General features: G+C 56.9%; 30 protein-coding genes and 2 pseudogenes. 20 read left to right on the top strand and 12 right to left on the bottom strand.

The genetic code is table 11. The features are described from left to right. Window positions 1-907: 907 nt before the first annotated feature. The 3 genes from CK498_RS24565 to CK498_RS24555 all read right to left on the bottom strand — a co-directional run bounded on the left by CK498_RS24565 (window position 908) and on the right by CK498_RS24555 (window position 2,499). Window positions 908-1,135, bottom strand: coding sequence for a hypothetical protein (locus CK498_RS24565; RefSeq protein WP_095623483.1), 228 nt, complete (start codon window positions 1,133-1,135; stop codon window positions 908-910). 19 nt (window positions 1,136-1,154) lie between these two features. Continuing rightward, window positions 1,155-1,847, bottom strand: coding sequence for an NYN domain-containing protein (locus CK498_RS24560; protein ID WP_095623482.1), 693 nt, complete (start codon window positions 1,845-1,847; stop codon window positions 1,155-1,157). 415 nt (window positions 1,848-2,262) lie between these two features. Continuing rightward, a complete protein-coding gene (locus tag CK498_RS24555) occupies window positions 2,263-2,499 on the bottom strand; it encodes a helix-turn-helix domain-containing protein (protein WP_095623481.1) in 237 nt (78 codons plus the stop codon). Window positions 2,500-2,636: 137 nt separating this feature from the next. Between CK498_RS24555 and CK498_RS24550 the strand changes: the two genes are divergently transcribed. Then, entirely contained in the window at window positions 2,637-2,927 is a 291-nt protein-coding gene (locus tag CK498_RS24550) for a hypothetical protein (RefSeq protein ID WP_095623480.1), read from the top strand. A gap of 1 nt (window position 2,928) precedes the next feature. Beyond that, window positions 2,929-3,243: a hypothetical protein gene (locus CK498_RS24545; RefSeq protein WP_095623479.1), complete on the top strand. Its 315-nt coding sequence runs from the start codon at window positions 2,929-2,931 to the stop codon at window positions 3,241-3,243. 285 nt (window positions 3,244-3,528) lie between these two features. On the opposite strand, the gene CK498_RS26655 is transcribed toward CK498_RS24545, so the two are convergent. The 4 genes and pseudogenes from CK498_RS26655 to CK498_RS24530 all read right to left on the bottom strand — a co-directional run bounded on the left by CK498_RS26655 (window position 3,529) and on the right by CK498_RS24530 (window position 5,568). Further along, window positions 3,529-3,777 (bottom strand): hypothetical protein, encoded by a 249-nt coding sequence (locus tag CK498_RS26655; RefSeq protein ID WP_229359210.1) that lies wholly within the window; start codon window positions 3,775-3,777, stop codon window positions 3,529-3,531. Window positions 3,778-3,780: 3 nt separating this feature from the next. Then, a complete protein-coding gene (locus CK498_RS26650) occupies window positions 3,781-4,449 on the bottom strand; it encodes a hypothetical protein (RefSeq protein ID WP_229359209.1) in 669 nt (222 codons plus the stop codon). A 340-nt stretch (window positions 4,450-4,789) separates the two neighbouring features. Further along, window positions 4,790-5,167: pseudogene (locus tag CK498_RS26935) on the bottom strand (relaxase/mobilization nuclease domain-containing protein); the annotation flags it as partial. Next, window positions 5,158-5,568, bottom strand: coding sequence for a MobC family plasmid mobilization relaxosome protein (locus CK498_RS24530; protein WP_095623476.1), 411 nt, complete (start codon window positions 5,566-5,568; stop codon window positions 5,158-5,160). The pseudogene CK498_RS26935 and the gene CK498_RS24530, both read right to left, overlap by 10 nt. A gap of 497 nt (window positions 5,569-6,065) precedes the next feature. On the opposite strand from CK498_RS24530, the gene CK498_RS24525 reads away from it, so the two are divergent. From CK498_RS24525 to CK498_RS24520, 3 genes are all read left to right on the top strand, one after another. Next, window positions 6,066-6,263: an antitoxin Xre/MbcA/ParS toxin-binding domain-containing protein gene (locus CK498_RS24525; RefSeq protein ID WP_095623475.1), complete on the top strand. Its 198-nt coding sequence runs from the start codon at window positions 6,066-6,068 to the stop codon at window positions 6,261-6,263. Window positions 6,264-6,312: 49 nt separating this feature from the next. Continuing rightward, window positions 6,313-6,474 carry a hypothetical protein gene (locus CK498_RS26295; RefSeq protein WP_176475901.1) on the top strand — a complete coding sequence of 54 codons (162 nt, stop codon included), beginning with the start codon at window positions 6,313-6,315 and terminating at the stop codon, window positions 6,472-6,474. A gap of 198 nt (window positions 6,475-6,672) precedes the next feature. Then, window positions 6,673-7,602: a DNA-binding protein gene (locus CK498_RS24520; protein WP_176475900.1), complete on the top strand. Its 930-nt coding sequence runs from the start codon at window positions 6,673-6,675 to the stop codon at window positions 7,600-7,602. A gap of 31 nt (window positions 7,603-7,633) precedes the next feature. Here CK498_RS24520 and CK498_RS24515 read toward each other — a convergent pair whose 3' ends face one another. Then, the gene (locus CK498_RS24515; protein ID WP_045995257.1) at window positions 7,634-7,900 is read right to left on the bottom strand and encodes a type II toxin-antitoxin system RelE family toxin; all 267 of its coding nucleotides are present in this window, start codon (window positions 7,898-7,900) and stop codon (window positions 7,634-7,636) included. Further along, window positions 7,884-8,108: a type II toxin-antitoxin system RelB family antitoxin gene (relB, locus tag CK498_RS24510; RefSeq protein WP_095623473.1), complete on the bottom strand. Its 225-nt coding sequence runs from the start codon at window positions 8,106-8,108 to the stop codon at window positions 7,884-7,886. Before relB ends, CK498_RS24515 begins: the two co-directional genes overlap by 17 nt. A 556-nt stretch (window positions 8,109-8,664) precedes the next feature. On the opposite strand from relB, the gene CK498_RS24505 reads away from it, so the two are divergent. The 6 genes from CK498_RS24505 to CK498_RS24480 all read left to right on the top strand — a co-directional run bounded on the left by CK498_RS24505 (window position 8,665) and on the right by CK498_RS24480 (window position 13,328). Continuing rightward, window positions 8,665-9,531 (top strand): RepB family plasmid replication initiator protein, encoded by an 867-nt coding sequence (locus tag CK498_RS24505; RefSeq protein WP_095623472.1) that lies wholly within the window; start codon window positions 8,665-8,667, stop codon window positions 9,529-9,531. Window positions 9,532-10,223: 692 nt separating this feature from the next. After that, window positions 10,224-10,841, top strand: a complete 618-nt coding sequence (parA, locus tag CK498_RS24500; protein ID WP_456064533.1) for a ParA family partition ATPase — start codon at window positions 10,224-10,226, stop codon at window positions 10,839-10,841. Next, the gene (locus tag CK498_RS24495; protein WP_095623470.1) at window positions 10,838-11,080 is read left to right on the top strand and encodes a hypothetical protein; all 243 of its coding nucleotides are present in this window, start codon (window positions 10,838-10,840) and stop codon (window positions 11,078-11,080) included. The genes parA and CK498_RS24495 overlap by 4 nt, the downstream gene beginning before the upstream one ends. A gap of 283 nt (window positions 11,081-11,363) precedes the next feature. Next, window positions 11,364-12,326: an IS1595 family transposase gene (locus tag CK498_RS24490; RefSeq protein ID WP_095623469.1), complete on the top strand. Its 963-nt coding sequence runs from the start codon at window positions 11,364-11,366 to the stop codon at window positions 12,324-12,326. 30 nt (window positions 12,327-12,356) lie between these two features. After that, complete coding sequence (locus tag CK498_RS24485) at window positions 12,357-12,797, top strand: LexA family protein (protein ID WP_095623468.1); 441 nt, start codon at window positions 12,357-12,359, stop codon at window positions 12,795-12,797. Window positions 12,798-12,812: 15 nt separating this feature from the next. Next, window positions 12,813-13,328: a Y-family DNA polymerase gene (locus CK498_RS24480; RefSeq protein WP_095623467.1), complete on the top strand. Its 516-nt coding sequence runs from the start codon at window positions 12,813-12,815 to the stop codon at window positions 13,326-13,328. A 246-nt stretch (window positions 13,329-13,574) separates the two neighbouring features. Here the strand turns inward: CK498_RS24480 and CK498_RS24475 are convergent, their stop codons facing one another. Next, window positions 13,575-14,312 carry a FadR/GntR family transcriptional regulator gene (locus tag CK498_RS24475; protein WP_095623466.1) on the bottom strand — a complete coding sequence of 246 codons (738 nt, stop codon included), beginning with the start codon at window positions 14,310-14,312 and terminating at the stop codon, window positions 13,575-13,577. A 250-nt stretch (window positions 14,313-14,562) separates the two neighbouring features. Here CK498_RS24475 and CK498_RS24470 point away from each other — a divergent pair, with 250 nt between their 5' ends. The 9 genes from CK498_RS24470 to CK498_RS24435 all read left to right on the top strand — a co-directional run bounded on the left by CK498_RS24470 (window position 14,563) and on the right by CK498_RS24435 (window position 22,348). Beyond that, a complete protein-coding gene (locus tag CK498_RS24470) occupies window positions 14,563-15,561 on the top strand; it encodes an asparaginase (RefSeq protein ID WP_095623465.1) in 999 nt (332 codons plus the stop codon). Between the two features lie 104 nt (window positions 15,562-15,665). After that, window positions 15,666-16,148 carry a GAF domain-containing protein gene (locus CK498_RS26015; protein WP_141247016.1) on the top strand — a complete coding sequence of 161 codons (483 nt, stop codon included), beginning with the start codon at window positions 15,666-15,668 and terminating at the stop codon, window positions 16,146-16,148. Between the two features lie 33 nt (window positions 16,149-16,181). After that, window positions 16,182-17,180, top strand: coding sequence for a TRAP transporter substrate-binding protein (locus tag CK498_RS24460; protein ID WP_095623463.1), 999 nt, complete (start codon window positions 16,182-16,184; stop codon window positions 17,178-17,180). Further along, the gene (locus tag CK498_RS24455; RefSeq protein WP_176475899.1) at window positions 17,170-17,742 is read left to right on the top strand and encodes a TRAP transporter small permease; all 573 of its coding nucleotides are present in this window, start codon (window positions 17,170-17,172) and stop codon (window positions 17,740-17,742) included. The genes CK498_RS24460 and CK498_RS24455 overlap by 11 nt, the downstream gene beginning before the upstream one ends. Further along, window positions 17,739-19,019 (top strand): TRAP transporter large permease, encoded by a 1,281-nt coding sequence (locus CK498_RS24450; RefSeq protein WP_095623461.1) that lies wholly within the window; start codon window positions 17,739-17,741, stop codon window positions 19,017-19,019. Before CK498_RS24455 ends, CK498_RS24450 begins: the two co-directional genes overlap by 4 nt. A 2-nt stretch (window positions 19,020-19,021) precedes the next feature. Continuing rightward, the gene (locus CK498_RS24445) at window positions 19,022-19,942 is read left to right on the top strand and encodes an NAD-dependent epimerase/dehydratase family protein (RefSeq protein WP_095623460.1); all 921 of its coding nucleotides are present in this window, start codon (window positions 19,022-19,024) and stop codon (window positions 19,940-19,942) included. Between the two features lie 83 nt (window positions 19,943-20,025). Next, a complete protein-coding gene (locus CK498_RS24440; RefSeq protein WP_095623459.1) occupies window positions 20,026-20,907 on the top strand; it encodes a polysaccharide deacetylase family protein in 882 nt (293 codons plus the stop codon). A 146-nt stretch (window positions 20,908-21,053) separates the two neighbouring features. After that, a complete protein-coding gene (locus tag CK498_RS26010; RefSeq protein ID WP_141247015.1) occupies window positions 21,054-21,305 on the top strand; it encodes a hypothetical protein in 252 nt (83 codons plus the stop codon). Continuing rightward, window positions 21,302-22,348, top strand: a complete 1,047-nt coding sequence (locus CK498_RS24435; protein WP_095623458.1) for a CobW family GTP-binding protein — start codon at window positions 21,302-21,304, stop codon at window positions 22,346-22,348. The genes CK498_RS26010 and CK498_RS24435 overlap by 4 nt, the downstream gene beginning before the upstream one ends. 548 nt (window positions 22,349-22,896) lie before the next feature. Here CK498_RS24435 and CK498_RS24430 read toward each other — a convergent pair. Continuing rightward, window positions 22,897-24,180: pseudogene (locus CK498_RS24430) on the bottom strand (IS1380 family transposase). 161 nt (window positions 24,181-24,341) lie between these two features. Beyond that, on the bottom strand, window positions 24,342-24,785 hold a 444-nt coding region (locus CK498_RS24425; RefSeq protein ID WP_141247014.1), incomplete at its 5' end, for a recombinase family protein.

Genomic DNA, 24,785 nt, shown 5'->3' with positions numbered 1-24,785 from the left:
GGTCGGCAACTTCCTGAACCCACTCATTGGTCACGCCTCCTGTCTATCAGACGGCACACCACGCGGAGCGCTTGGAAAGCCACCGCTAACGAGGCCAAGGCCACGGCTGCTACGAGCACTTCAGGAGTAGTGGCACTCAACAGGCCAACCAAGTCATTGATAAACGACATGTAAACGCCCTCCAAAACTTCGATGCTGAAATTTTGAACGACGATAAAATCTCTTTCTAGATAGAGTAATTGCGATTAACTATCAAAAAAATAAAAAAACCATTAAAATACAGGTATTTAAGCATAAATAGTCAAGTCAATATGAATACCTGAATTGGTTAATATCAGGACCCACACCGTAGGTGCATTGAGCCATTCGCCCCACCCGTAGCCTGGGGGGGGGGGGAGTCACCTGGTCATCCGGGAAGAGCCACCAGGCCTCTTCCCCCGGCTCTGTGGCCTAGGCAGCTGGCCCTCAACTGGTTTCACCATGACCGCCTCCCCGCCTTCGATGGCCAGGCACCTCAGCAGCTGGTCACTTCCGGCCGCGACGAAGAGCTTGATCCGGCACACACAGGGCAGTTGCTTAGGCACAGCCGGGGCCGGCAGCGGTCTACGAGCAAGATTATGGCGCTTATCGTGCCCAGGCCCGTCAGGGTGCCAAGGATCATATCCCCGGCCCCCGGGGGATTCTGCGACCATCAGCTACCACTCCCATCCTTAGGCTCTCACCGGCGCTCCACGAGTTTTGCGACCATCAGCTACCGGCTTCGGAAATCAGGGGGCTGGGCTGGGTTTTGCGAGTCCCAACTACCACCCACATAGACTGCAGATGCGATAACACTGTCCAGTGGCGCCGGGTCGGTCAGGGGGTTTTGCGAGCAGTGACTACCGGCTGGTTACCGCAGCGGCAAGGGTTAAGGGTTCCGTCCCGAATTCCCCAGTGCCTCGGCGCAGTCCATCACGTCACCGGCCAGGAACAGCAGGTTACCCCGGTTCTCGCCGGCTCTGACCACGGGCTGTGGCGGGTCTGCCCCTCTCAAGGGTGTCCCTTGGTGGATGGCCGCCTTCAATTCACTGACCGACACACCCAACAGACGGGCGGCATGGGTCAAGCCGATACGTTCATCGCGAAAGTCACTCACTGGCGGGTCTCCTGCAGCATCACCAATAATCGGGCTTATCCGCCGGCTTCTTGCGCGTATGCACGCGCACAGGCAACTGATGCGCCTCAAGCTCCTCTGGCAAGATGTAGCGACGCATCCAATCAGCATGCTTCTGCAGGGAGCCAGGCGGCTTGCGCTCACGATCATTTCGGTGGGGCACGATGATACCGACGCGAAGATGAGGGAAGTCTTCACGGATCGCCTCCAGCGCAGGGGTCATATCCGTATCCCCTGACACCAGCACGACCTGCTGCACCTGGTCATCACACTCGCCTCGCCAGCAGTGCTTCGCGGCCATGCGATACATTGCAATGCCGATCCGCACGTCGGTCTCTTTCTCTTCCAGGTTCCAGATATCCACCTGGTCTTCCCGGGAAGCGGGCACGTCTCGGGACACGAAACGCGGCGCCTTGCGGTGATCCAGGCGATGACGCCCCCAGTGGACCGCGACGCCACGCGCCTTGAGCGCTCTGACGTAGGTGTCCTGAGCTTGCTTGGACTGGCGGCCGCGCGTCGCCAAGGAGGGCTGAACCGGAGAGGTGAAGTAGTGGATTTCGGCCACCTGGCTCAGAGGGTCATTCTCGTGAACCACGGCTCCCAGCAAGGCGGGAAGGTCAAGCCACTTGTATGGCGTGCCGGCCAGTAACCCATAGAACACGTTATAGCCGTCGATGAAAAAAGCCGTCTGCACGAGATGCGATCCCTAGAAACGAAGAAACCGGCGCGTTGGCCGGTTTCCTCACCCTGACTGCCAGCGAACTGAATCGCTGCGTGCAGGGCTGAGTCGTAGGGCTATAGTGGCCAGAATATAGCCCGCCATGAAGTAGATAATAGCTATCAAATAAACTCACATGATAGCAAATAACTAACAATAAGCGGCGTCGTGATTCCCGATACACACGCCGCCCACTTCACCCCCGGCAGTCGAAATACCCGCATAGCCGGCTCAGGTTCTCGATACTGGTGGAGTATGTCTTGCCGTAGCCAATCCCAAGCCTCAGTTGGGTGCTCCTGGTCGCGATATCGCTCAGCCCCTGCCAACGGCTGCTACCACAGGCATGCGACACCTGATGCCGCATATTGCGGCCGGTACACAGGGCCCGGGATCACTCACTCGGCGCCCTATCAGGCACGTACTCCACTAACTCCTCCACCCGGCAATCGAAATACCCGCAAAGCCGGCTCAGGTTCTCGGTGCTGGTGTTGTAGCCACGCTGATTGATCATCTTCGACAGGGTCATCCGGTGGATGCCCGCCGCGCTGGCCACCTCCCCGATCGTGAGGCGACGCTCCTCGACGAACTCTTTCTTGGCGATCAATTCTTTGATTTTAAACCGTATCACGCATCAAGCTCCGCACTCTTGTGCATCGAATGATACATAGAATCGACAAAAAAGGCTTGCAACGCTCTCTCCATCTTCTGTATTGTCGATTTCAGGCTTCAAATAAAGCATATTTTAATCAAAAAGAGGAGACCCGCATGCTCAGCCTTTCCCAGAGCCCCTCCCTCCAGGCGTTTTTCGATCACTGCGAAACGCAGCGCGCCATTCGCCGGCTCACTCACGCCATGACACAGAGGCTGAGGCTGCACGTGGAACACCCGGCACTGGTCCTGGCCCCCTGCCTCGGCCAGCCCATCACGATCAGCAACCAGGATGCGCTGGAAAAATGGGTGGAGCTGGCACTTCACGACCTCGATCTCCCCGCGAATAACGAAGCGATCGAGCCGCTGTGCCAGCGCTTGGCCCAGGTTCTCGAGGAGGAGTACTAAAATGGCCGATACCACACGCCGTACGCATGAGGGCCTCTACGTGATCACGCGCTGCTGGCGACGCTACGAGTCGCAGCACGCAGGCTGGTACCGGGTATTCGGCGCCGGCGGCTTCTGGAATACGTACCTCGAGGATGCGCGCTTCAGCCCAGGCGATGATCGTCCACCCTACGTGGGGCAGCTGCTCACCGGGGTCAGGCTATGGCCTCGCCAGGAGGGCAGGATGGCGGCAAAACGGGTGGCGGATATCACCGCTTTTACCATTATGGAGCCGGTGCAACCGGGGCTCAGCCATGACGAACTGTACCCCGGATAACCCTGCGAGTAGCGCTCGTCGGCGCCCTGCTTTCCAGATGCGAGGTAGGTGCCGCTGGTCATCGCTACCCCATCCCCGGCCCCTCTCTTCCCGGATCCGGCGCCCACCCGGGGGAGGAGGACGGTTCCTGAGACGACTCCCTCGGCACCGGGCGGGCGGGTGCGGGATCGACCACCGCAGTCGACCGTTGACGCCTCGCTCGTGCGAGCTCCTCCCGCTCGCGATCCTGCCGATCTCGCTCATGCTGGCGAGCTATCCAGGCCTCGTAGGCAGTTGTCACCTGCCCTATCGCATCCTCAAATCGCCCAACAACGTCGTGAGCGCGTCGACGCGCCCTGTCAGACGCTCGATCAGCTCGGCGTTCTGGCGGTCGCTGTGCGCGAGCTCCCGACGCAGCGCCTGGCTCTCGGCCTGCTGCGCGTTCAGCGCTGTCTGCAATCTCGCGAGATCGGTTGATAGCCCACTGACCAGCGATTCGGAGTCGTGCTGCTGTTGCTCTAACTGCCGAAGTAGCATCATTTCTAGTTCTGTCACTGCTCAGTCCTCTCTGGTCAGTGGGATCACTGGGGTTTGTCCATTGTCGATCGTGAGCACCCGCATCCCCGGGTTTATTCCCTCCAACACGAGATAATTTTCGCCCTGGATCGTCCGGACCTCGATCTCCATGCCCTCCTGTAGCCGGGGCAGGTTCTCGGCCCGACGAATTTCCTGGCGGAGCGTTATCAGATACTCCACGCGGCTGTCGATCAGCCGGTCGGCCAGGTGCAGACCACCCGCCGTCACGCTCCCCACGGCCAGCATCACGGCCGCGGTGATCGCCGCCGGACGTGTCCAGCTCCGCAGGCCTCCGATTCGACCCAGCCGCTCGGCCTGGTTCGCCGCGTCCGCGAGCCTCTGCTCGATGCCCTCGATCTGTTGCCGCTGTCGCGCCTCCGAATCGCTCAGCGCCGTCTCCCAGCCCGAGAGCCGCCGCGTCTGCTGCCGCTCGATCTGGCCCAATGCCTCGGACAACATCGTTCTCAGCCGCTGGGTCTCGTCGCTGATAGCGGCCTCGGTGGTACGCCGCGCGTCGTTCAGTTGCTGCTGCAAGGCGTTCTCGTGCTCGCTCAGCTGCCGCCGGGTCACGTCGTCCAGCTCGGCCAGCTGCTGCTGTCTGCGCTCGGCGAGCCTCTCGCTCAAGGGTGTGTTCGATGGTCCAGTTGTCACGGAACAGGTCTCCTCGTAGTCGGATAGATTGCGTGGCGCCCTCCGGGCGCACGCTGACGTAATCGCGTCCTGAGCGCGTAATCTCACCAATCTCGGCCAGCGCCTCGCACACCTCGGCAGCGTTGGTCACCAGCCCCTCTGTGACCAGCTCCTCGAGGTGTTCAGTGATATCGATCCGGCTCCGAGGATGCCGACCGGGCTTGCTCCGGCCCTCCGCCTCGTTGCCAGGCTGCACGAGCCGTGCACGGTCAGGATCGTCGGGCCGTGCCCAGCCCTGGTCGTGGTTCCAGGCGTCGCGTAGCGGGTCGAACAGCCGCTCATGGCCAGGGGGCGCCACATTCAGCGCCCGCCCGGTGGTCAGCTCGATACGGGCGGTGATCGTGTGGATATGCGGGGTGCCGTCGTCGTCGCGGTGCAGGACGGCGCAGGTGGCGTACTGATCGGGCTCCAGACCCGCAAACGCCGTGGCTTCCCACTCCCCGAGGACCTGGGCGATCTCGTCGACGGTGGGCTCGTCCTCGGGCGCCCAGGCGATGACGCCGCTGGTATAGCGCCACCGGTGCGGACTGGCATCGGCGACCTGGGCGACCAGGTGTGGATCGCCGCGCAGCACCGTGACCTCGGCGCGGCGTTTGCCGTTGTGGTCGCGTTCCTGGAGGAGATAGCGCACCGCACCGGCGGTGCTGCCCTGGCCGTGGCGGAGGAATTTCAGGTGCATGTCTCGCCCTCCTCGCCCTGGTCATCGGGGTCGTACCGGGGCAGCTCGGCAAGCCTGTGCAGCTCGCGCTGAATGGCGGACAGCTCGGTGAGTAGCCACAGATGGTCGCTAGGCGTCAGGCCGATGCTATTCAGAACACGGGCGACTTGGTTCACGTTGCTACCAATTGCAGCCAGCTGCCGAAGCAGTTCGGGATCGGCAGTCAGGGTGCGGAGACGCCGCTGCCGTTTCGGCTTTACGGCCGGTACCGCATGGCCACCATCGACACGGCGACGCAACCAGTCGCTGATCGTTAGATCGGCGGTTTTCGCCTGTTGCCGCCACTGGTTGGCAGTGTCGGCGGGGAGCCTGAGCGTCACCCGTTCGGTCAGCGGTGGTGTGCGTTTGGAGGGCTCAGCCATGAGTGCCCCCCGGGGTCGAGGTTGGGGGGTCGAGGGGGCGCAGCCCCCCGCCAGCCCCTGGCAGACAGAGACCGCGGAGCGAGTCGAGTGTCTGACAGGGTAGGCTGGCTCTCGTGCTAAATCTTGCGGCTGGCCGGGTGTGGGCGTGGGTCGGCAATGAAAATCTCCTGTATAGAGAGGTACTCTCTCTATAAGGGGGTTTTCGACAGTCTCCTCGACAGCCCCGAGAAAACATGGGATGCCACCACCGGCTGGTCAGCCACACTGGAGGGGCCGACGCCCCCACCAGGGCAACAGCGATATCGTCCAGGTCGGACGACCTGGCTGTTCAGGCAGCGAAGTCAGTTAACGGTATATCTTCCCCATCCCGGATGCGTCACGACGACACCCTGGGATCATCGCGCTGGCTGAACCAGCAGCCCTGCCGCGAGTGAGGTGGTTCACGACATTCGGACCAGGCGCTAAGCTGTAATCCGACCGACCCGGAGCACATCACGATGAGTACCCCGCTGCAGGGCAGAATTCTCGTAACGATCGAGCCTTGGGCAGGATCGAGGCACGCCGCCAGGGCGTGGTACCAGTCACACCCGATCGCCGCACTCGGCAACGTGACCGCGGCGGCGCTCGTGGCCGAGGGCCGAGGCGAGGACGTGCTACGGTTCCTCAACCACATCGAGGCGGGTGGTTTCGCCTGATCGGGACAGCCCCACCTTTGCCCAGATGAAATCAGGAGGGAGACGTCCCATGACGCCATTCGGCTGGCTGGTCACCGGCTTCGGCCTGTTCATGGCCGGCGTGTGCCTGTTCACCTACGTGCAGATCGAGCGCCACGCCCACCAGAACCGCCAGCGGCGCCTGGCCCGCGAGCGTGATGGCATCGCACAGCAGGTCCAGCAGACGCCCTGATACCGGCCCGCTCCCCCTCACCAGGCGAGCCGCCCGACACGCAAACCCCGCTACGGCGGGGTTTTTTCGTGCCTGGACGCCCGAAAACCGCGGCGGCGCCGGGATGTTTTATATCGTAGTGATATTTTGTATTGTATTTTGTACCGTATAACATATAATATGAAATACGAATTACGATACAGCCGCGGAGAGTACGATATGGCACGCACCGGGATCACCTACGAGCAGGTCGCCACCGTCGCCGACGCCCTGGTGGGGCAGGGCGAGAAGCCCAGCATCCAGCGCATCCGCGAGCAGCTGGGCACCGGCAGCCCCAACACCATCCATCGCCACCTCAAGGCCTGGCGGGCCACCCAGGCGCCGGCCGAGCGCCGCGCCGCCCGCCTGCCTGACGAGCTGGCCGCCGCCCTGGCCGAGGAGCTGGAACGCCAGGCCGCCGCGGCCCGCGCCGAGGCCGAGGCCGACGCCCTGGAGGCCCAGCACACCGCCGATGAGCTGTCGGCCACCGGCGAGCAGCTGGAGGAGCAGGTCGAGGCGCTGAGCGGCCAGGTCGAGGCCCTGGAGAGCGAGCGCGATCGGGTGACTGGCGAGCGCGACGAGGCGCGCAGCGCCGTGGCTGAGTTCCGCGAGCGGGTGAAGGAGCTGGAAACCCAGTGCGACGAGGCCCGACAGCAGCTGGCCGAGGCCCGCAACCGCGTGACCACCCTCGAGGAGCAGCGCGACGAGGAGCGGGAGGCGCGCATTACGGCACAGCGCGAGGCCAAGCAGATCGATCAGGCCCGCATCGAAGCCGAACGCGCCCTGGCCGTGGCCGAGACCCGCACCGAAGCCGCCCAGCAGCAGGCCGAGGAGCGCGCTAAGGCGCTCCAGGAGGAGCGGCAGGCCCGCCAACAGGACGCCCAGGCCCACAAACAGGCCCTGGCCGAACAGCGCGACGAGTACCGTGAGCGCCTGGCTGCGCTGGAAAAGCAGCTCCAGGACGCCCAGCAACGCGCCCAGGAGGCCGAAAAGGGTCGGACCAAGGCCGAGGTACAGGGTGAGGCCCTAGCGGCCCGTATGGAGGCGCTGGAGAGCCGCAAAGCGAAACAGCGGGAGGAGGATCAGGGCCAGCTGCCGCTGGGGGAGTAACTCAGGCTCTGGAGCGCCACCGCGGCAGGCCTTAGCGATAGACCTTGCTGCGGTGGGCGATGCGTACCACCAGGATACGGATCTCCGCGTCCTCGATGCTGGCGATGAGGCGGTAGTCACCCACGCGGTAGCGCCACAGCTCGCTGAGCTGGCCAGTCAGTGGCTTGCCCAGCTGCCGGGGGTCCTCCAGCGGCTGGAGACGCCCGCGCAGGTAGTCCCGAATGCGCTTGGCGTCGGCATGGCCGATTTTCTTGAGCTGCTTGACCGCCTCGTCGGTGAGTTCAATCCGCCAGGCCAAGCTCACGCTCCACGTCGTCCAGGCTGTGGGTCGTCATCTCGCCGCGGCGGACCTGCTCCAGGGTCTTCTCGGCCAGGTAGATGTCCTCGAGGTCATCCAGGTGCTCGAGGATCGCCTCGCGGGCGTAGTAGCTCTTGGTGCGACCGGTGGCCTTGGCCAGGGCCTCCAGGCGTTCCTCGATCTCGGTGGGCAGGCGTAGGGCGAGCATCGAACTCTCCTCCGGCAGGGTGGGCGCTATACAAGTATATCATTCAGCCTGGGCGGCGCCACGGATCTTTGCGACACCGCCTGCGCGTGGATTGACCTCCTTCCTGCTAAACCCAGGCGCGAAGCGCCTTGTTCCCGCACGAGGCTGGGGTTCGGCCCAGCGAGGCTTGGCACTTTAGCGGGCAGGCTGCGCCGCCCAGGGCGCGCAGCCGCGAAGCGGCTCGAGAGCGCCCGTCAGCCGCGCCTTTGGCGCGTCATCGTTCAGGCCCGCGAAGCGGGGGCGGAGCGAGGAACGAGCGGAGGGTAGGCGAGCGCGTAGCGCGCTTTTCTGTCCTTTTTTCCTTTTCATCCTTTTAGCGTGCTGATAGTTGATTAAAAACATATACTTATGGCGGGTAATTGGGACGGAATGGCTGTCATTATAGGACATGATGGCTTCAAAATTGGGACTAAATGGCTTTCAAAGTTGGGACTAAATGGCTCTATTATGTGACGCCATCATGTGTCATGTCCTATAATAATGTCACACATCCGCTCTAGTGCAGGCCCAATCCAATATGCCGAGCAACAATCCCTCCAGTACAGACCTCGTCGTCAAATCAAATGCTCTCATTGAGGCTGCCCATAGTCTCACTGTCGCCGAGAGCAAGCTGATTCTAGCAGCGATTGCTCAGGTACGACGGGATGAGGTCGTCACAGATGATGTCCGTTACACCGTAACTGCTAACGCCCTCGCGGATATGGGGGGGTTCAAAGCTAACCATGAGTATAGAGCCCTCAAACAGGCCTCAAAAAAACTATGGGAACAGGCCATTCGGATCACCGAGTATCCTAACGGCAAAGGATCCCGGCCTCGTGTACTGCTGACACGCTGGGTACAGAGTATTCTCTACCGTGAAGATGAAGGGGCTGTAGAGGTTAGGTTTTCCAAGGACATCATTCCCTACCTCAGTCAGCTTACGGCGGAATTTAGTCAGTACCGCCTACAGAATGTCTCGGGAATGACCAGTAGCTACGGAGTACGCTTGTATGAGTTACTGATCCAGTGGCGGGGACGTGGCGAACGTGAGGTGGAGATCGACTGGCTACGCTACATCCTGAATCTAGAAGACAAGTACCCCTCTATCCGCGACCTGAAGCGACGGGTCATCGAGCCGGCAGTGAACGACGTCAATGACCACAGCGATCTCTCTGTCACATGGGGGCAACGTAAAACCGGCCGTCGAGTCACACACATACAGTTCAAATTCGGCTCCAAAAAAGACCAGAAACCTCCTCGCCTTTTGGAAGCTAAAGATGAAGAATCACTCTTCGGTTACCCTAAGCACTTGCTAGACCACACCGCCCGCCCAGGGGAGAGTTATGAGCAGGTTGCTAATCGGCTTCGCGAAAAGCATGCCAGAAATAAAGAAATAAAGAAATAAAGAAATAATCTAGACTCACGGTCCTATTTGCCACCGGAAACGGGGCAGTGAGGACAAAATGGCTTTCATTGTCACACAACATTTACCAGGGCCCTGTCGCCTCTCTTCCCCCCCCCCTGCTCTCTCCAGGCCGAGCCAGGCGGTCGCCCTCACGAAGTGAGGACAAAATGGCTGTTGTGGCACAATACCTACTTGGGCCCTAATGCCTCGGCTCCCCCCGCTCTCTCTCCAGGCCGAGCCAGGTGGTCGCCCTCATGAAGTGAGGACAAAATGGCTGTTGCGACACAATACCTACCTGGCCCTGATGCCTCGGCTCCCCCGCTCTCTCTCCAGGCCGGGCCAGGCGGTCTTCCTCATGAAGTGAGGACAAAATGGCTGTTGTGACACAATACCTACTTGGGCCCTGATGCCTCGGCTCCCCCGCTCTCTCTCCAGGCCGGGCCAGGCGGTCGCCCTCATGAAGTGAGGACAAAATGGCTGTTGCGACACAATACCTACTTGGGCCCTGATGCCTCGACTCCCCCCACTCTCTCCAGGCGGTCGCCCTACGAAGTGAGGACAAAATGGCTGTTGTGACACAACATCTACCTAGGTCCATGCGACCTTCTTAATTCCTTGGTTGACAAAAACTTCAAATACGATTTTAATCAAAAGCGTATTTCTTTATTTAAGGCTTTCTTATGATCATAGGAGTGCTCAACCAAAAGGGTGGCGTTGGTAAAACGACGTTATCCGTTAACCTTGCCGCAGCTCTGGCACGAACTGGAAAGCGGGTGCTGCTGATTGACGCTGACCCCCAAGGTAGCGCCCTAGATTGGGCGGCGGCCCGAGAAGAAAATCCCTTATTCGCTGTCGTCGGTTTGCCCAAGCCCAGCATTCACAAAGAACTTCCTGTAGTGGGCGAGGGGTACGACGCCATCGTGATCGATGGGCCACCTCGCGTCACTGATCTAGCCCGTTCCGCCATCATGGCGAGTGACGTGGTACTGGTTCCTGTCCAACCGTCTCCCTACGACATCTGGGCAGCGGACGAGGTAGTGAAGCTCATACAGGAAGCATCTGTATTTAAAGAAAGCTTGAAATCTGTATTTGTAATTAACCGTAAAATTATCAACACCGCTATTGGTCGTGATGTCCGCGAGGCTCTGGAGGCCTATGAACTACCGACGCTCGAAGCCAGCGTGGTGCAGCGTGTGGTTTTTGCTGAAGCCGCCGCAGTTGGCAAAGCCGTCTACGAACAAGACCGAGATGGAGTTGCCTCTCAGGAGATCGAGGCCGTGATGTTAGAACTGCAGGAGCGTTTCTCATGAGTAGCAAGAAGGTGTCGATCGGCGGAAAGCCCTCCGCCAAGAAAGCAGCTGACGATACGGCAGCGGATGCCTGGGTGGGCTCCAGAACACAGGATGCTCCCAAGGAGCCTATGAAGCGCCTCACTATCGACATTCCAGCGGAGCTGCATTCCAAACTCAAAGCCGACTGCGCGATGAGAGGGCGCAAAATGGCCGATGAGGTGAGAGACTTGCTGACGGAAAAATACAGAAAGTCGTAAAATCGTAAAAAAGAGAAAGAGTCACTCTATAGCGAACGAGATAAGGGACGCTACTGGACTGAAAGGCAGCCGTCTCCACGACGAAAGGCTGTTGAAGAAATACAGAAATCATCAAATACGTCTAAAGGCCTCATAGCATGCCTCTGCATACCGAGCCGCATCTTCCCGCGAGCTCTTGGCAAGGTATTTTTCATCCCCGATACTGTATGCATATCGCTATGTTGGTATCTGCTGTTGGCGTGCTTCCAAAATACTGTATATCCAGTTTCCCCTGGAGTACACCATGAAGCGTGCAGACCTCAAATCTCTCGAGCAGATACTGGTTCGCCTCCCCGTCGATCTCAAAAAGTACTTTTCCAATCAGCTGATTGGGCAAATCAACGCCCAAGCGGACACCCTGATTGAGACGTCAAGATCTCACCCTCCATGTCCCCACTGCGGCAATGAGCATCCTGTCAAATGGGGGCGTGCCGGTGGTTTGCCGCGGTATCGGTGCCGGAATCCTGCGTGTCGCAAGACGTTCAATGGCCTTACTGGAACGCCCCTGGCCAAGCTGCACCACCGTGACAAATGGTTTAACTACCTGCGCTGCATGCGAGACAGCCTGACATTACGCGTCTCGGCAGCCCGAGTGGGTATCGATTTAAAGACAGCCTTCCGTTGGCGTCATCGCTTCCTGCGAGAGAGTGCCCGTGCCAACGTCAATGCCTTGTCCGGCATTATCGAGGTAGACGAGACCTTCTTTGCGGAGTCCTGCAAGGGAAAACGCTACCTCACGCACCGCAAGCCTCGGAAGCGTGGCGGACAGAGCAATAGGAAGAAAAAAGCGGATAAAATTTCAGTCGTTATCGTGCGTGATCGCAACGGCCACGTCAGTGATCTGGTGGATTCGATGCTTCAGAAGGCTACTGTCCACGACTTTCTGGCACCGATCATCGATCGGGATTCGATTTTATGTTCGGACGGGCACAGCTGGTATAAGACCTTCTCTGCTGAGCATGGGATTGCCCATCACCGACTGATCACACTCGATAACCAGCGAGTGATTGGCAAGGAATACCACATTCAGAACGTCAACAGCTATATCAGCCGATTAAAGGGCTGGATGGGACGCTTTCATGGGGTGGGAACAGCGTATTTACCGAATTACCTGGCATGGCGGCGACTGTTTGAAACCGCCAAGCCAGCCGAGGAAGCGTGGCTCCGTGCGGCGATCGGCGGTAACCAACAACAGATACCAACATAGCCATGCATATCTAGTATCAAGGAGGCCTCCATGGCACATGACAAACTGATCCCGGCCCATCGCGAGCCGCCGTGGCTGCCATTACCTTTTCCGCTACAGCTGACCCGCGCAGGCCTGTCGGGCTTCCCGAGCCCGGCTCAAGACTATGAAGGCCGAACCCTGGACCTCAATGAGCGGCTGGTGAAGCGGTCGGCCTCGACCTTTTTCATGACGGTGACCGGCGACAGCATGGAGGCGCTGGGGATCCAGGAGGGGGATCTGCTGGTGGTGGACAGCTCGATAGACCCACGGCCCGGGCATATCCTCGTCGCGACGGTGGAGGGGGAGCTGGTGGTCAAGCGTTACGAGCTGCTAGGCAACCGGCCTTACCTCACCTCGGGTAATCCCCGCTACCGTCCTATCCCCGCTGCCGACCTGGAGTGCCAGGCCTGGGGCGTGGTCCGTGCGGTGATCCACGAGTATCCGGTGTAGCCAGGGAGCCTCCGAGTGATTGGGCTGATCGACTGCAACAATTTTTACGTGAGCTGCGAGCGGGCGTTCCGGCCGGATCTCGATGGTGTGCCGGTCGGCGTCCTTTCCAATAACGATGGCTGCGTGATTGCCCGTTCCAACGAGCTCAAGGCCCTGGGGGTGGAGATGGGCACGCCCGCCTTCGAGTTGAAGCAGCTGCTGCGTCAGCATCGCATCGTGCTGCTGTCGTCCAACTACGAGCTGTATGGCGACATGTCGTCACAGGTGCAGCGGGTGCTGGAGGAGTTCTCTGCCGGGGTCGAGCCATATTCCATTGATGAGATGTTCGTGCGCTTCGATGGCTTTTCCCCGGATCAGATGCATGTCCATGCCCAAGAGCTGTTTACCAAGGTCCGTCGCTTCACGCATATCCCGGTCAGCGTGGGGATCGCACCGACGCGCACCCTGGCCAAGTTGGCCAATCGGATGGCCAAGAAGCTTCCCCTCTCGCACATGGCAACGGCGGTATCCGTGAGCAGACGTTTGTGGTGAACATCAGCTTACTCGGATTTACCGCCGTTTCTCTATCCTGCCTTTCACTAAGATCACTTCGCTTTCACGCCAGAATGCGTAGAACTTAATAAGAGGCCGCCTACCTGATGGCAACCTCAGGGAACGTGAAGCAACTGAATGAAGCTATCGCCGAGGTCGAGCGTTGAGAAAGTTCGGATCACGCACCGCTTGACCTAAGCGGTTGGCCACGTTGAATCGATCGTGAGCATCGGCTGGTTTACAAGTTCACGGATCATCGGGATACGTGAGGTTGGTTTCCCAGCTTTTGCTGCTTTCTTCGATGGCGGCAAGCACGCCGTTGGTATCCCCTGCCTGGAAGGCGGCATAAATTGCTTGATGATCTTTCAGGGCTGTTTCCGGCAGTGTCTGCATTGAGGTCTCAAGGGCTGCTTCAATCAGCTCGATCAAGGTTTCCCCGACACGAATTGTCATCGGATTGTGCGTAGCCCGCAGCACGGCACGGTGGAAAGAGACATCGTGTCGCGAGGTCTGCTCGCCGTTGGCGATGGCTGCTGCCAAGGCAGTGATAGCGTGACGAATGCTGGCGTGATCCTCAGGGGTGGCATTGGCCATGGCCTGGAGGGTGTAGGCGGGCTCGAACATCTGGCGAAATTCAAGGACGTCGCGCGTCATCCCGCGGGCCAGGATCATCCCGAACGCCATGGGGTCGACCAGCGGCGTGCCGGGTTCGCGGCGGATGATGGTTCCCTGGCCGCGGCGTACTTCTACAATGCCGATCGCCTGTAGCATCTTTATGGCTTCCCGCACGCTCGACTTGCCGATACCCAGGCTCTGGGTGAGCTCGGTCTCGGAGGGCAGATAGTCGCCAGGCTTTAATTGTCCGCGGATCAGGGCGGTCTTGATACGCTCGAGTATCTGAAAGGCGATGGAGCTGCGCTCCATAGAGCCGCCAAAGCGGGTCGGTTCCATTGGGGTGACAGCCGGTTGTGGCTTGGTCCTCATGAGCGAGTCTCGTGTTGTCGATGGTATACGTGAGAATGGCAGGCTGGATTGCTCCGCGGGGTCGCTTGCGCCTTCGCTTGTGCCGGAGTCTGCACCTGGCCTGATGAAAATCTTGGCAAACGACACTTGCGTCTCGACGTGAAGAGAGTCTAGCATGCTTCTTAGACATCAGACATCAGATATCCTTACAGCAGATATCTTGTAGGTTGCTTCTGAGCACAGGGGTCCGTAACACACTCGGGGAGAATCGATGACCAAGCGACACGTCGTTGTGCTGACCACCGGTGGCACGATCGCCAGCGAGCCAAGCGCGTCGGGCCTCAACATTTCTGGCGCGATGAGCGGCGAGGCACTGCTGGAGCGTGTTGCTTTCTCGGAAAATGAGCAGTTGACGGTCGAGGTCAGATCAATTCTGCAGAAGCCCAGCAACGCGGTCGACCTAGTGGATCTGGTCGAGATGGCTCGCATATGCAAGCGCCTGGCGATTGACCCCGATGTCGACGGTATCGTTGTGACTCACGGTACCGACACTCTTGAGGAAACCGCGCACTTTCTAGACATTACTCTGTCGCTTGATCACTGCGCCCTGGTGGTCACGGGCTCCCAGCGTGCCCCCCATGAGGCGGGTAGTGATGCGTTTCGCAATCTGGCAAGTGCAATCAGCGCCGCCGCCGAACCGGTGATGGCGCGGCTCGGCGTGACGGTGGTGTTCAACGAATCGATTTATGCCGCGCGCCACGTTCGCAAGCTAAACAGCTATCAGGTGCAGGGGTTTGGCGCGCCGGGATACGGGCCGCTGGGCTATGTGGATGGCCATCGTGTGCACTTGGCGCAGATGCCGCGATGTGGGGCCTCGTTGCCGCTGGGCGATGTGCTGCCACGGGTGGACATTCTAGCGGTGTATCTGGGGGCCAGCCCCGATCTGGTAGACGCAGTGGTGGCTGGCGGGGCCAGAGGCCTGATCATCGACGGACTGGGCAGGGGGCATGTGCCGCCGACCTGGCTCGATGCCATTGACCGCGCCGTGGCGGCTGGCCTAACGGTGATGGTGGTGTCGTCCTGTCCGGAAGGGCCCGTCAATACCCGTTACGAATTCCCGGGCAGCTTAGTCAGTCTAGAAGCGCGAGGATGCTTGGCGGTACGTGATCTCAGTGCTCGCAAGGCGCGTTTGACCCTAGCCGTACTGCTCTCCACGACGGGTGAAGTCGACATAATCGCGAGGCTCGAAGAAACGATACCTCCACCCTGATGCAGTGATATGTTTTGAGTACTTTAGATCTGTCGAGAATTTTTAAAAACTTCAGTGTCAGAATTTTTGGCATCAATGCATAATTACATAAATATTGGGACATCATGAATAAAGCTAACCATATTGACGAGCGTGAAAGGCTGGTAGAAGCCTTTAATAATGTCCTCGAAAAATTGCTTGAGGCGACCAAGGCAAGCCGCACTACCCTTCGTATCGACTTGCCGAGAGTTTCCTTTCATGTTGATGATCCAGCGGGCGAGGCATTGGCGAAAAACATTAATCCATTATCTGGAGAAACTTCCTTGGATCAGCGGAAATTGGAAACGGTGGAATGGCTCGAGCGCCACCGGGAGATTCTGGTTCAGACGTCTTGCCTGGACGTCACGCCAGCGCCGCCAATTGCACTCATTGAGATTTATGGCGTCAAGGCACAAATGCTAGGGCCCCTTATTCGAGATGACGAATTGGTGGGGTGGATCTCGGTACATGAGAATAAAAATACAAGAGAATGGATGCCAAATGAAATCAGCTACTTAAATAAGGCTGTTCAAGAGGTTCACGAAATACTAGACTCTAAAAATCAATAGATCACTTGATCAAATTAAAGTGGGAGTATTTCTATGAAAATGGTTAAATATGCTACATTGACTGCTGCACTGAGTTGTTTGGGAGTTAGCGGGTTAACTTCTGCCCAGGAAGTCACGCTTAGGGCATCTGGGAGCTTTCAGCCCGACCACTCCAGCAGTCTGGCAATGGAGAGATTTCGAGACGCAGTATCTGAAAAAACGAATGGCGAAGTACGTATTGACCTCTTCCCATCCAATCAGTTGGGAGGGGCTTCACAACAGGTGGATCAGGTACGTCGTGGTTCCATTTTCATGTCTTGGTCGGGCCCATCGTTTTGGACGGGGGTGGTGCCGGAAATAGAAGCACTGTCTCTTCCGTTCATGCTGCCCGACCAGGAAAGAGCTTTCGAACTTGTGGATGGTCCTGTTGGGGATATCTTGTCCGAACGGTTCGAGGAGAGGGACGTCATCGCCTTGGGGTGGGGTGACCTCGGGGCGCGACATGTGACAAACTCTCGTCGTGCATTGAATTCGATCGAAGATTTCGATGGCCTAAGTCTTCGCATGCAGCCCAACGAGGTGCATCTAAACACGTTCCGCGCACTTGGAGCCAATCCCACGCCGCTCGACATTGCTGAGTTGTTTTCAGCGCTTCAGCAAGGCGTCGTAGATGGGCAAGAAAACCCATATAGCATCATCCTGACGAATCGTTTCCAAGAGGTACAGAATCATTTCTCCGATACCGCGCACTTTTACGATTATGTGGTGTACTTGGCAAACAAAGATGCATTCGAAAACTTGGATCCGGAGTATCAGGAGGCAATTCGCACCTCCATGGATGAGGCTATTGAATGGCAGCGCAGCTACAACAAGGAATCTAATGAGGCGGCTCGAGAAGCGCTCATTGAGGAAGGTATGACATTTACGCCCATCTCGGATGAGCTGCGTGATGAAATGCGTGAAATGACCAGTAGTATCATCGACAGTGCGCGTGAGCGCATTGGTTCCGATTTGGTCGATATGGTTCTCGAGGATGTCGGCGTTGAAGAATAAACACAAAGATACAAATTCTCCTGCGGCAGTTTATGCTGCAGGAGTTTTTCTGAATCGACTTCTTGGTCGGATAGATGCGTTAGTGTCTGTTGTGATTATCGTTTTTATGGCGACACTTGTTGTGGTTGTTTCCACACAGGTCGTTTTGAGATACATTTTTAATTCGTCATTGGATTGGGCGTGGGAGGTTTCTCGTCTTTGCTTCGTGGCGCTCATCTTCTTTGCCATTCCCTTGGCTCTCAAGATAAGAGGACATGTGGGGATAGACATTTTGCAAAATCTTCTTCCTCCACTTTTTCAAAGGGGGCTTATCATAGGATTGAATGTCGTTGGCATTTTCTTGATGATGGTTGTGACTGTCGTCGGCACACGGGCAACCATGTCCACTTGGAATCAAACGCTATCGTCACTACCTTTGAGTAGCGGATGGTTCTATGTTCCGTTGTTGTGGGCAGGGTTTCATTGCTCTTTGCATTTTGCTTCCCAAAGTCTCGACCTGGCCCTTGGTGGTGAGTTGCCATCTAGCTTTGTCGAAGAAGTGAAGGAAAGTATGAAATCATGATCGAGATCGCTATCGGAATTTTCGTGTTGTTAGCGCTACTTGGCATGCCTCTCGCTTTTGCCATTGGCGTAGCTTCGCTCGCTGGGCTTTGGTATGGGGACATGAGTCTATCCATTCTACCAGAGCGCATGCTCTATGCCGTGGACTCCTTTCCACTAATGGCGATTCCCTTCTTTATCTTGGCCGGCGAGCTCATGGTTGTCGGCGGAGCAATGGCACGTATCATATCCCTTGCCAATAGTTTAATCGGACGTGTGCGGGGCGGTCTAGCACATGTCACTATACTTTCATCCATGGGGTTATCGGCTGTTTCTGGAACTGCTATCGCAACGGCAAGCGCCCTCGGATCCACGTTAGTGCCGAGTCTTTCTGAGGCTTACGATAAAAAATTTGCCGCGGGTCTTGTGATAGCTTCGGCTAACCTTGGTCCTATTATTCCACCGAGTGCGGGTATGATTGTTTATGCCATCATGGCGGGACCTTCGGTGTCTGTCAGCGCATTATTTTTGTCTGGAGTATTACCTGGTATTCTACTTGCTTTTATTCTCATGTGCTATGTTTCTTGGGTGGCATGGCGCCGCGGCTATCCGTTTACCGGCGAACCTATAAGCCTAAAAAGAATTCTTCGTGAGTTGCGCCGTGGCTTAATCATAGTTTTGATGCCTATTATTGTTGTTGGCGGTATCATTAGTGGCGCGTTTACCGCAACGGAGGGAAGTGCAATTGCGGTATTGTACGCATTATTCATTGGTTTCGCCGTTACCCGCGAGTTGAAAATAAAAGATATTCCCGGGGTTCTGCTTCGTGCTGCAATAACTACATCGATAGTCGGGGCGCTCATTGCTTTCGCTTCAACAATTACTTTCTTGTTCACTATTGAACTCATTCCACAAGCGCTTTCCGAATGGTTGCGTGCAGTAACTGATAATAAGTATCTTATGCTGGTTATCGTTATGATTATTCTCGCCTGTGTGGGAATGTTTATTGAGGCAAATGCCGCTTTCATAATGCTGGTGCCCCTTTTCGCGCCATTGGCGATTGAGTATGGACTGGACCCTCTGCACTTTGCTTTGCTTTTCGTTCTCAACATTGTAATTGGTTCCATTACCCCTCCCATTGGCGTGCTACTCTTTGTAATGTCTGGTATAACCCGTCTTTCGATTGGGAAAATCGTATCGGCCGTCTGGCCGTATGTGATAATACAGTTCGGTTTTCTTTCCATTTGTATGTTCTGGCCGGCGCTAGTTTTAACATTACCACGACTCTTTGGGTTTTAAATATGAGCCAAAAAAAATTACTAAATGTTGTTGTAACAGGTGTGTCTGGCATGATTGGTCGCAATTTGGCCATGAGACTTGCTGCTTCTGGCCATACTGTGTTAGGAATAGATGTGCATCCTTGTGATTTGATACATACGAGGCTTAAAACGAAAGTCTTGGACGTGAGGGATATCCATCAGCTCTCAACCTTCTTAAATGATAGCCCCCCCATTGATGTTGTCGTACATGGTGGAGGTGTTTCGGGATCCATGGTGCTGAAGGATAGGCCTGACGAAATTGCAGATATTAATATTTCTGGAACAATTAATATTTTGGAATTAATGCGCCTCCATAATATTCCTAGAATCGTACAGTGCTCAACCATTATGGTCTATGGAGAAGTGGAACAGGGCCCTGTGCACGAAGATCGCGACTTGGTACCGACCAATGTATATGGTGCTACCAAGGCTGCATGTGAGGCGTTGATCACGAGTTACGTGGCTCAGTTCGGCATGTCTGCTGCTTTATTGCGCATTGCCCATGTTTATGGGCCTGATAGGAAGACATATTGCCCGGTGCGAGCATTGGTTGAAGGTGCTCTACGTAAGAGCGAAACGGTTATTAAAGAAAATGCTTGGTCGAAGCGACAGTTGATCCATTCTGACGATGTCGTACGTGCAATAGAGCTGGCGACGCTTGATAGGCGCCCTGGACGAATCGTTGCAAATGTTGCACCTGGAGCGGAATGGCGAATGGATGAAATCGCTGAAATCGTGCGAAAAACAATTGGGCCTCTATCGGTCACGTTTTGCAATGAAGAGATAAAAAGAGAGTACTTGACCGCTCCCCTGGCTATCGACCGTGCACATGACCAGTGGGGGTGGTCTCCCAGGGTGTCACTTTTCGAAGGAGTCTCCGGGCTTACTCATGCTGGTCAGTGAGATTATTTGAGGAAAAGAAACCATATAGATGTAATAGACGGCGTGGAGTTTACTCGCCAATATAATCAGAAGGAGATACGACAATGTCAAAGAAGGAAATTTTTGTTGCTTTCGGCGTGGACGTGGATGCTGTGGCTGGTTGGCTAGGTTCCTATGGCGGGGAGGATTCACCGGATGACATTTCGCGCGGCATGTTCTCTGGTGAGGTCGGTTCGCTCAGGCTACTAAAACTTTTTGAACGCTACAACCTTAAGACAACTTGGTTTATTCCCGGCCATAGCATCGAGACTTTTCCAGAACAGATGAAGGCTGTCGCTGACGCGGGTCACGAAATTGGTGTTCATGGGTATAGCCATGAAAACCCCATTGCAATGACTAGGGAGCAGGAACGCGAAGTGCTGGACCACAGCATTGAACTGGTAACAAAACTATCTGGCAAGCGACCCACAGGATATGTAGCCCCTTGGTGGGAATTCAGTCCAATCACCAATGAATTACTCTTGGAGCGTGGCATTAAGTACGATCACAGCCTAATGCACAACGATTTCCATCCGTACTATGTACGTGTTGGCGATTCTTGGACGAAGATCGATTATTCCAAGAAGGCCAAAGATTGGATGAAGCCGTTGCAACGTGGCGAGGAAACGGACCTTATCGAGATCCCGGCGAACTGGTATCTGGATGACTTACCGCCAATGTTGTTCATCAAAAAATCCCCCAACAGCCATGGCTTCGTCAGTCCCAGGCATCTGGGGGAGATGTGGCAGGACCAGTTTGATTGGGTCTATCGCGAAAACGACTATGCTGTATTTACAATGACGGTCCATCCCGACGTATCTGGCCGGCCGCAGGTTTTGATGATGCTGGAGCGGATGATTGAGCATATACTTGGTCATGAGGGCGTACATTTTTGCACCTTCAACGAGATTGCGGATGATTTTTCTAAGCGGCATCCACGCGTCTAGTCTAGCAGGCAGTCGCCGAAAAGCGGTGCCAATGCTTAGTAATGACCGCGACCCAGGCATCGTATCATTCCCTATTCAGAGAAAACATTCACATGTGCGGACTATGCGGAGCCCTAGGAGGAGAGAATCACTGGACCATCGGGATTATGGATCCCGAAGCAGCTCATTACGAACGACGTCGGGCAAGGGCATACCGCATTGCGCTGATCAATCGGGTGCTGTCCTCAAGGCTTGCACATATTGAGGATTTTCAGTCAGCTAGTTATATTCTTTCCACCGCCACCGGAAAGCATGAGATCGTTCATGATCTGGGTGGGGTCTGGCACCAGGTTGAAGTGATGACAAATAGCAAATTTGATCCTTTGGATGTGGGCTTCCTTCAGAGCCTGACAAGATGAGTGACTCACCCTCGCGACTTCTTCCGGTGAACGTCATTTCCGGGTTTCTTGGTAGCGGTAAAACCACCTTGCTCAAGGCGGTATTGGAATCTGAGAGCTACGGTGACACAGCGGTATTAATCAACGAGTACGGGGAAGTCGGTTTCGACAATTTATTGCTCGGGAAAATTTCTGAAGATGTTGTACTCCTGAAAAGTGGCTGTGTGTGTTGCACAATCCGTGGAGAGCTGTCGGAGGCACTGCTTGACCTACTGTACCAGCGCGAAGAAGGACTAATTCCTCCATTTAAGAGGGTCATTATAGAAACCACTGGATTAGCAAGTCCGGGGCCGATCGCCTCCACAATCACTGCTGACTCCACGTTACGCTACCACATTCGACCCGGTGCCACCGTCACAGTCGTGGATGCGATTAATGCCCAGCAAAGCCAGCAAGACCACTTTGTATGGGCTGAGCAAGTAGCAGCGGCTGACAAGCTGGTGATGAGCAAAGCTGAAATGGCAACGCATACGCAGATCGAAGAAGTAACCTATCAGGTGCAAGCCATCAATCCTACCGCAGTGTTGCTGGGATCGGACGCGCAGGCCCAGCCGAGCAGCGAATTATTTGAAGATGGGCCGCATATCAAGTGCTGGAAGCCGGAACAAGTGCAAGGCTGGCTTGGTCCGAAACATCGCAAATATACGATGACGGAGAATGAACACCTGCATGGAGTGCAGTCCTTTCGGCTTCGCTTTCAGGGAGCAGTGGACTGGACCTGCTTTGGAATCTGGCTTTCAATGCTTCTTAACAGGCACGGCCGTAATATCCTCCGGGTCAAGGGAGTTCTCCATGTGCATGGAGACCCTAGGCCAGTAGTGTTGCATGGTGTGCAACATACTATCCATCCGCCGGAGCATATTGACGACTGGCCGAAAGACCAGAATGATTCGAATCTGATTTTTATAACTCGAGGTCTTGATGGCGCTGCCATAACTAGCTCGTTAAATGAATTCATGAGCGCAATCAGTGAGCACCCATTGCCAAGGATACTCCATGAATAATAGGTAAACCCGCCTTATTCACGAAGGTACCGAATCGCGCGTTATGACCCCATGGCTTGTCGGCTGCGCTTGGCACCAGCAGCGGTTGTCGTCTGAAGGGCACTCCGCTTATTCCTTCTAGGATGGTTGGTGGGTTCTTTTATATCGTGTAGGCATAGATGGTGGCCATTCGGGCAGCCGTGCTCGCCGGCCATCATTATGATCGCCTTGTTCTCGGTCACTCGTCATCGCGTAGAGCATCAGTGCAGCGCGGTCAGCTTCGGCAGCCCCTTCAGCAGCGTCGGCCACCATTTATCAGCGGCAGCGCCGAGGTGAACCCGCCTCATTCACGAGAATGCTGATGAGCCGGCTTGAAGCTTCCAACCGGCAGCATCGCTTATCAGGACCCACATCTCTGGCGGAAAAGCCAGCTGGGTAATGCCTGAATGCTGCCTTATTGCCGATTTTCTATAGCTTTCAGTTATCAACATCGACCTTCGAGGCAGCCGTGATTGCTGACCGCCACTGCGGTCGCTCAACTTATGGTGCTGTGGTGTCTTGCTGGAGCGTCAACTCAACGCGGTCAGCTTCGGCAGCCCCTTTAGCAAGGCCGGCCACCATTTGTCAGCCGCATCGCCGAGGTGAACGGTGATGCGCCGGGCGTGCAGCGAGAGCGTGGCCGCTACCTTGAGTACCTGCTCGCGCATCCGGCCCAGGCTCACCTCGTTGCGGGTCATGACATCCTGAACCGTGGAGGCACCGCGGTCGGTCGACGAGAGGTGCACGTCGAGCGCTGACTTCACCTCACCCATGTGCGACTCGGCGCTGCCGCGCTTGCGGTAGAGCGCCAGTACCTTCTCCGGCGGCCAGTCGAACTTGCTGAGATTGGTGACCAGGAAGAAGGCATGCAACAGCAGATCATCGGGACGTTCCTGCACCACCAGCACCACGCGCCGTGTCGCTGGCCAGGAACCTGCTTGGTACTCAAGGTCATGGCACCATTCCCGAGGCTGTTCAGGTGGGCGGCCTCGGGGCCGCTTCAAGTATGGCGCGGCCAGTGTCTGCAGGCCCTTGTGGCTGCGCAGTCTGCCCAGGTACTCGATGCCGCGCTCTTCCAGCGCCTCCAGCGTGTCATTGTCGGTGAAACCGGCGTCGATGCGCACCCGAACCTGGGCGCCGGTGCTCTCGTGGAGACGCCGTACCAGATGCGGGATCCAGGTATCGGCATTCTCGGCCGGGCCGGCGTTGCCCTCACGCAGCAGGCCACCCACCATGTCACCGGTTTCGGCCAGCGAGGCAACCAGCGGCGAGTAGATGCGGGCACCGTAAAGGCCCCGCCCTGATGGCCGTGCACCTCGATCGGCAGGCCGTCGATGTCCAGCGTCAGCTGCTTAGGACGCTCACTGTTTTTCAGCGAAGTCAGGCGCCAGACCACCAGCCGCAGCAGGCCTTCATGCACGGCATCGATGTTGTCGTTGCGCCCGAGGCAGGTCATCAGCCGCGATAGTGTGGCTGAGAGGGTCGGTCCTGGGCCAGGGATGTCATCCCTCGTGCATCGCTGCAGGCCAGCCGCCAGAGCGGGTCACGCCGAAGCGTGTCGGTATCGCTGAGATCGATCCAGCCCATCGCGCGCTGCAGCACAGAGTGCGAAGCTGGCTGGCCAGCGAATGACGGATGCGCAGCGGATGGCGCGGATCGATCAGGTTGTCTTCGAGCGCCTCGATCACACCGCTGCTGTCGAGGGCTTCGCGCAGCAGCAGCGCGCCGCTGTCGCCGGTGGTGCGTTGGCGGTCGAGCTCAACGCGGATGGACCCGTTGCAGGACGGAATCCAGGGAGATACGCTTTCACCCATAGCGGATGGTCCTCTAGAATCAGGTTCTTGCCGGAACGTTCTGATTTCTCAAGAGAATACCATCCGCTATCTTCGTTTTCAGACGTGCCTCATGAATAAGCCGGGGTAAAGAAAGCCTACCTTTTATTCACATAGAATAATTAAGGCGACTGCACGAAGTGTCAGGTATGGTCTGGGACATCAGGCTGGCTGGCCTTCAAGGCGGCGTAGAGAGCCGTCTTACTGACCTTGATGCGTGACGCAGCCTCGCGGACGTTCAGCCCATTGGCGAGATGGTCCCTTGCCCGCTTCAATTTGTCGCCGGTGACGACGGGCTTGCGTCCCCCTTTGCGCCCACGGGCTGCGGCAGCAGCCAGTCCCGCCTTGGTGCGATCACGGATCAGGTCGCGCTCGAACTGCCCCAGGGCACCGAACACATGGAATATCAGTCGCCCACCCGGCGTGGTGGTATCGATGGCTTCGGTCAGCGACCGGAATCCGACACCACGCGCCTCCAGGGTGCTGACCACCTCGATCAGATGCGGCAGTGAGCGTCCCAGTCGATCCAGCCGCCACACGACCAGCACATCCCCGTCACGTAGAAACTCTAGAGCGGCCGTCAGGCC

The organism is Halomonas salipaludis, from assembly GCF_002286975.1.
In the GTDB taxonomy this organism is placed as follows: Bacteria; Pseudomonadota; Gammaproteobacteria; order Pseudomonadales; family Halomonadaceae; genus Franzmannia; species Franzmannia salipaludis.
Note: the sequence above shows the minus strand (reverse complement) of the source record. Positions and strands in the feature narration are given on the sequence as shown.

Bases quoted from the DNA above. Each gene is read 5' to 3' on its own strand.
- CK498_RS26295 (WP_176475901.1), top strand. From the start codon at position 6,313: ATGACGCCATTCGGCTGGCTGGTCACCGGCTTCGGCCTGTTCATGGCC.
- CK498_RS24525 (WP_095623475.1), top strand. From the start codon at position 6,066: ATGAGTACCCCGCTGCAGGGCAGAATTCTCGTAACGATCGAGCCTTGG.
- CK498_RS24470 (WP_095623465.1), top strand. From the start codon at position 14,563: ATGACCAAGCGACACGTCGTTGTGCTGACCACCGGTGGCACGATCGCC.
- CK498_RS24445 (WP_095623460.1), top strand. From the start codon at position 19,022: ATGAGCCAAAAAAAATTACTAAATGTTGTTGTAACAGGTGTGTCTGGC.
- CK498_RS24485 (WP_095623468.1), top strand. From the start codon at position 12,357: ATGGCACATGACAAACTGATCCCGGCCCATCGCGAGCCGCCGTGGCTG.
- CK498_RS24495 (WP_095623470.1), top strand. From the start codon at position 10,838: ATGAGTAGCAAGAAGGTGTCGATCGGCGGAAAGCCCTCCGCCAAGAAA.
- CK498_RS24550 (WP_095623480.1), top strand. From the start codon at position 2,637: ATGCTCAGCCTTTCCCAGAGCCCCTCCCTCCAGGCGTTTTTCGATCAC.
- CK498_RS24475 (WP_095623466.1), bottom strand. From the start codon at position 14,312: ATGAGGACCAAGCCACAACCGGCTGTCACCCCAATGGAACCGACCCGC.
- CK498_RS24440 (WP_095623459.1), top strand. From the start codon at position 20,026: ATGTCAAAGAAGGAAATTTTTGTTGCTTTCGGCGTGGACGTGGATGCT.
- CK498_RS24530 (WP_095623476.1), bottom strand. From the start codon at position 5,568: ATGGCTGAGCCCTCCAAACGCACACCACCGCTGACCGAACGGGTGACG.
- CK498_RS24520 (WP_176475900.1), top strand. From the start codon at position 6,673: ATGGCACGCACCGGGATCACCTACGAGCAGGTCGCCACCGTCGCCGAC.
- CK498_RS26010 (WP_141247015.1), top strand. From the start codon at position 21,054: ATGGATCCCGAAGCAGCTCATTACGAACGACGTCGGGCAAGGGCATAC.
- CK498_RS24450 (WP_095623461.1), top strand. From the start codon at position 17,739: ATGATCGAGATCGCTATCGGAATTTTCGTGTTGTTAGCGCTACTTGGC.
- relB (WP_095623473.1), bottom strand. From the start codon at position 8,108: ATGCTCGCCCTACGCCTGCCCACCGAGATCGAGGAACGCCTGGAGGCC.
- CK498_RS24505 (WP_095623472.1), top strand. From the start codon at position 8,665: ATGCCGAGCAACAATCCCTCCAGTACAGACCTCGTCGTCAAATCAAAT.
- CK498_RS24435 (WP_095623458.1), top strand. From the start codon at position 21,302: ATGAGTGACTCACCCTCGCGACTTCTTCCGGTGAACGTCATTTCCGGG.
- CK498_RS26015 (WP_141247016.1), top strand. From the start codon at position 15,666: ATGAATAAAGCTAACCATATTGACGAGCGTGAAAGGCTGGTAGAAGCC.
- CK498_RS24460 (WP_095623463.1), top strand. From the start codon at position 16,182: ATGAAAATGGTTAAATATGCTACATTGACTGCTGCACTGAGTTGTTTG.
- CK498_RS24490 (WP_095623469.1), top strand. From the start codon at position 11,364: ATGAAGCGTGCAGACCTCAAATCTCTCGAGCAGATACTGGTTCGCCTC.
- CK498_RS24545 (WP_095623479.1), top strand. From the start codon at position 2,929: ATGGCCGATACCACACGCCGTACGCATGAGGGCCTCTACGTGATCACG.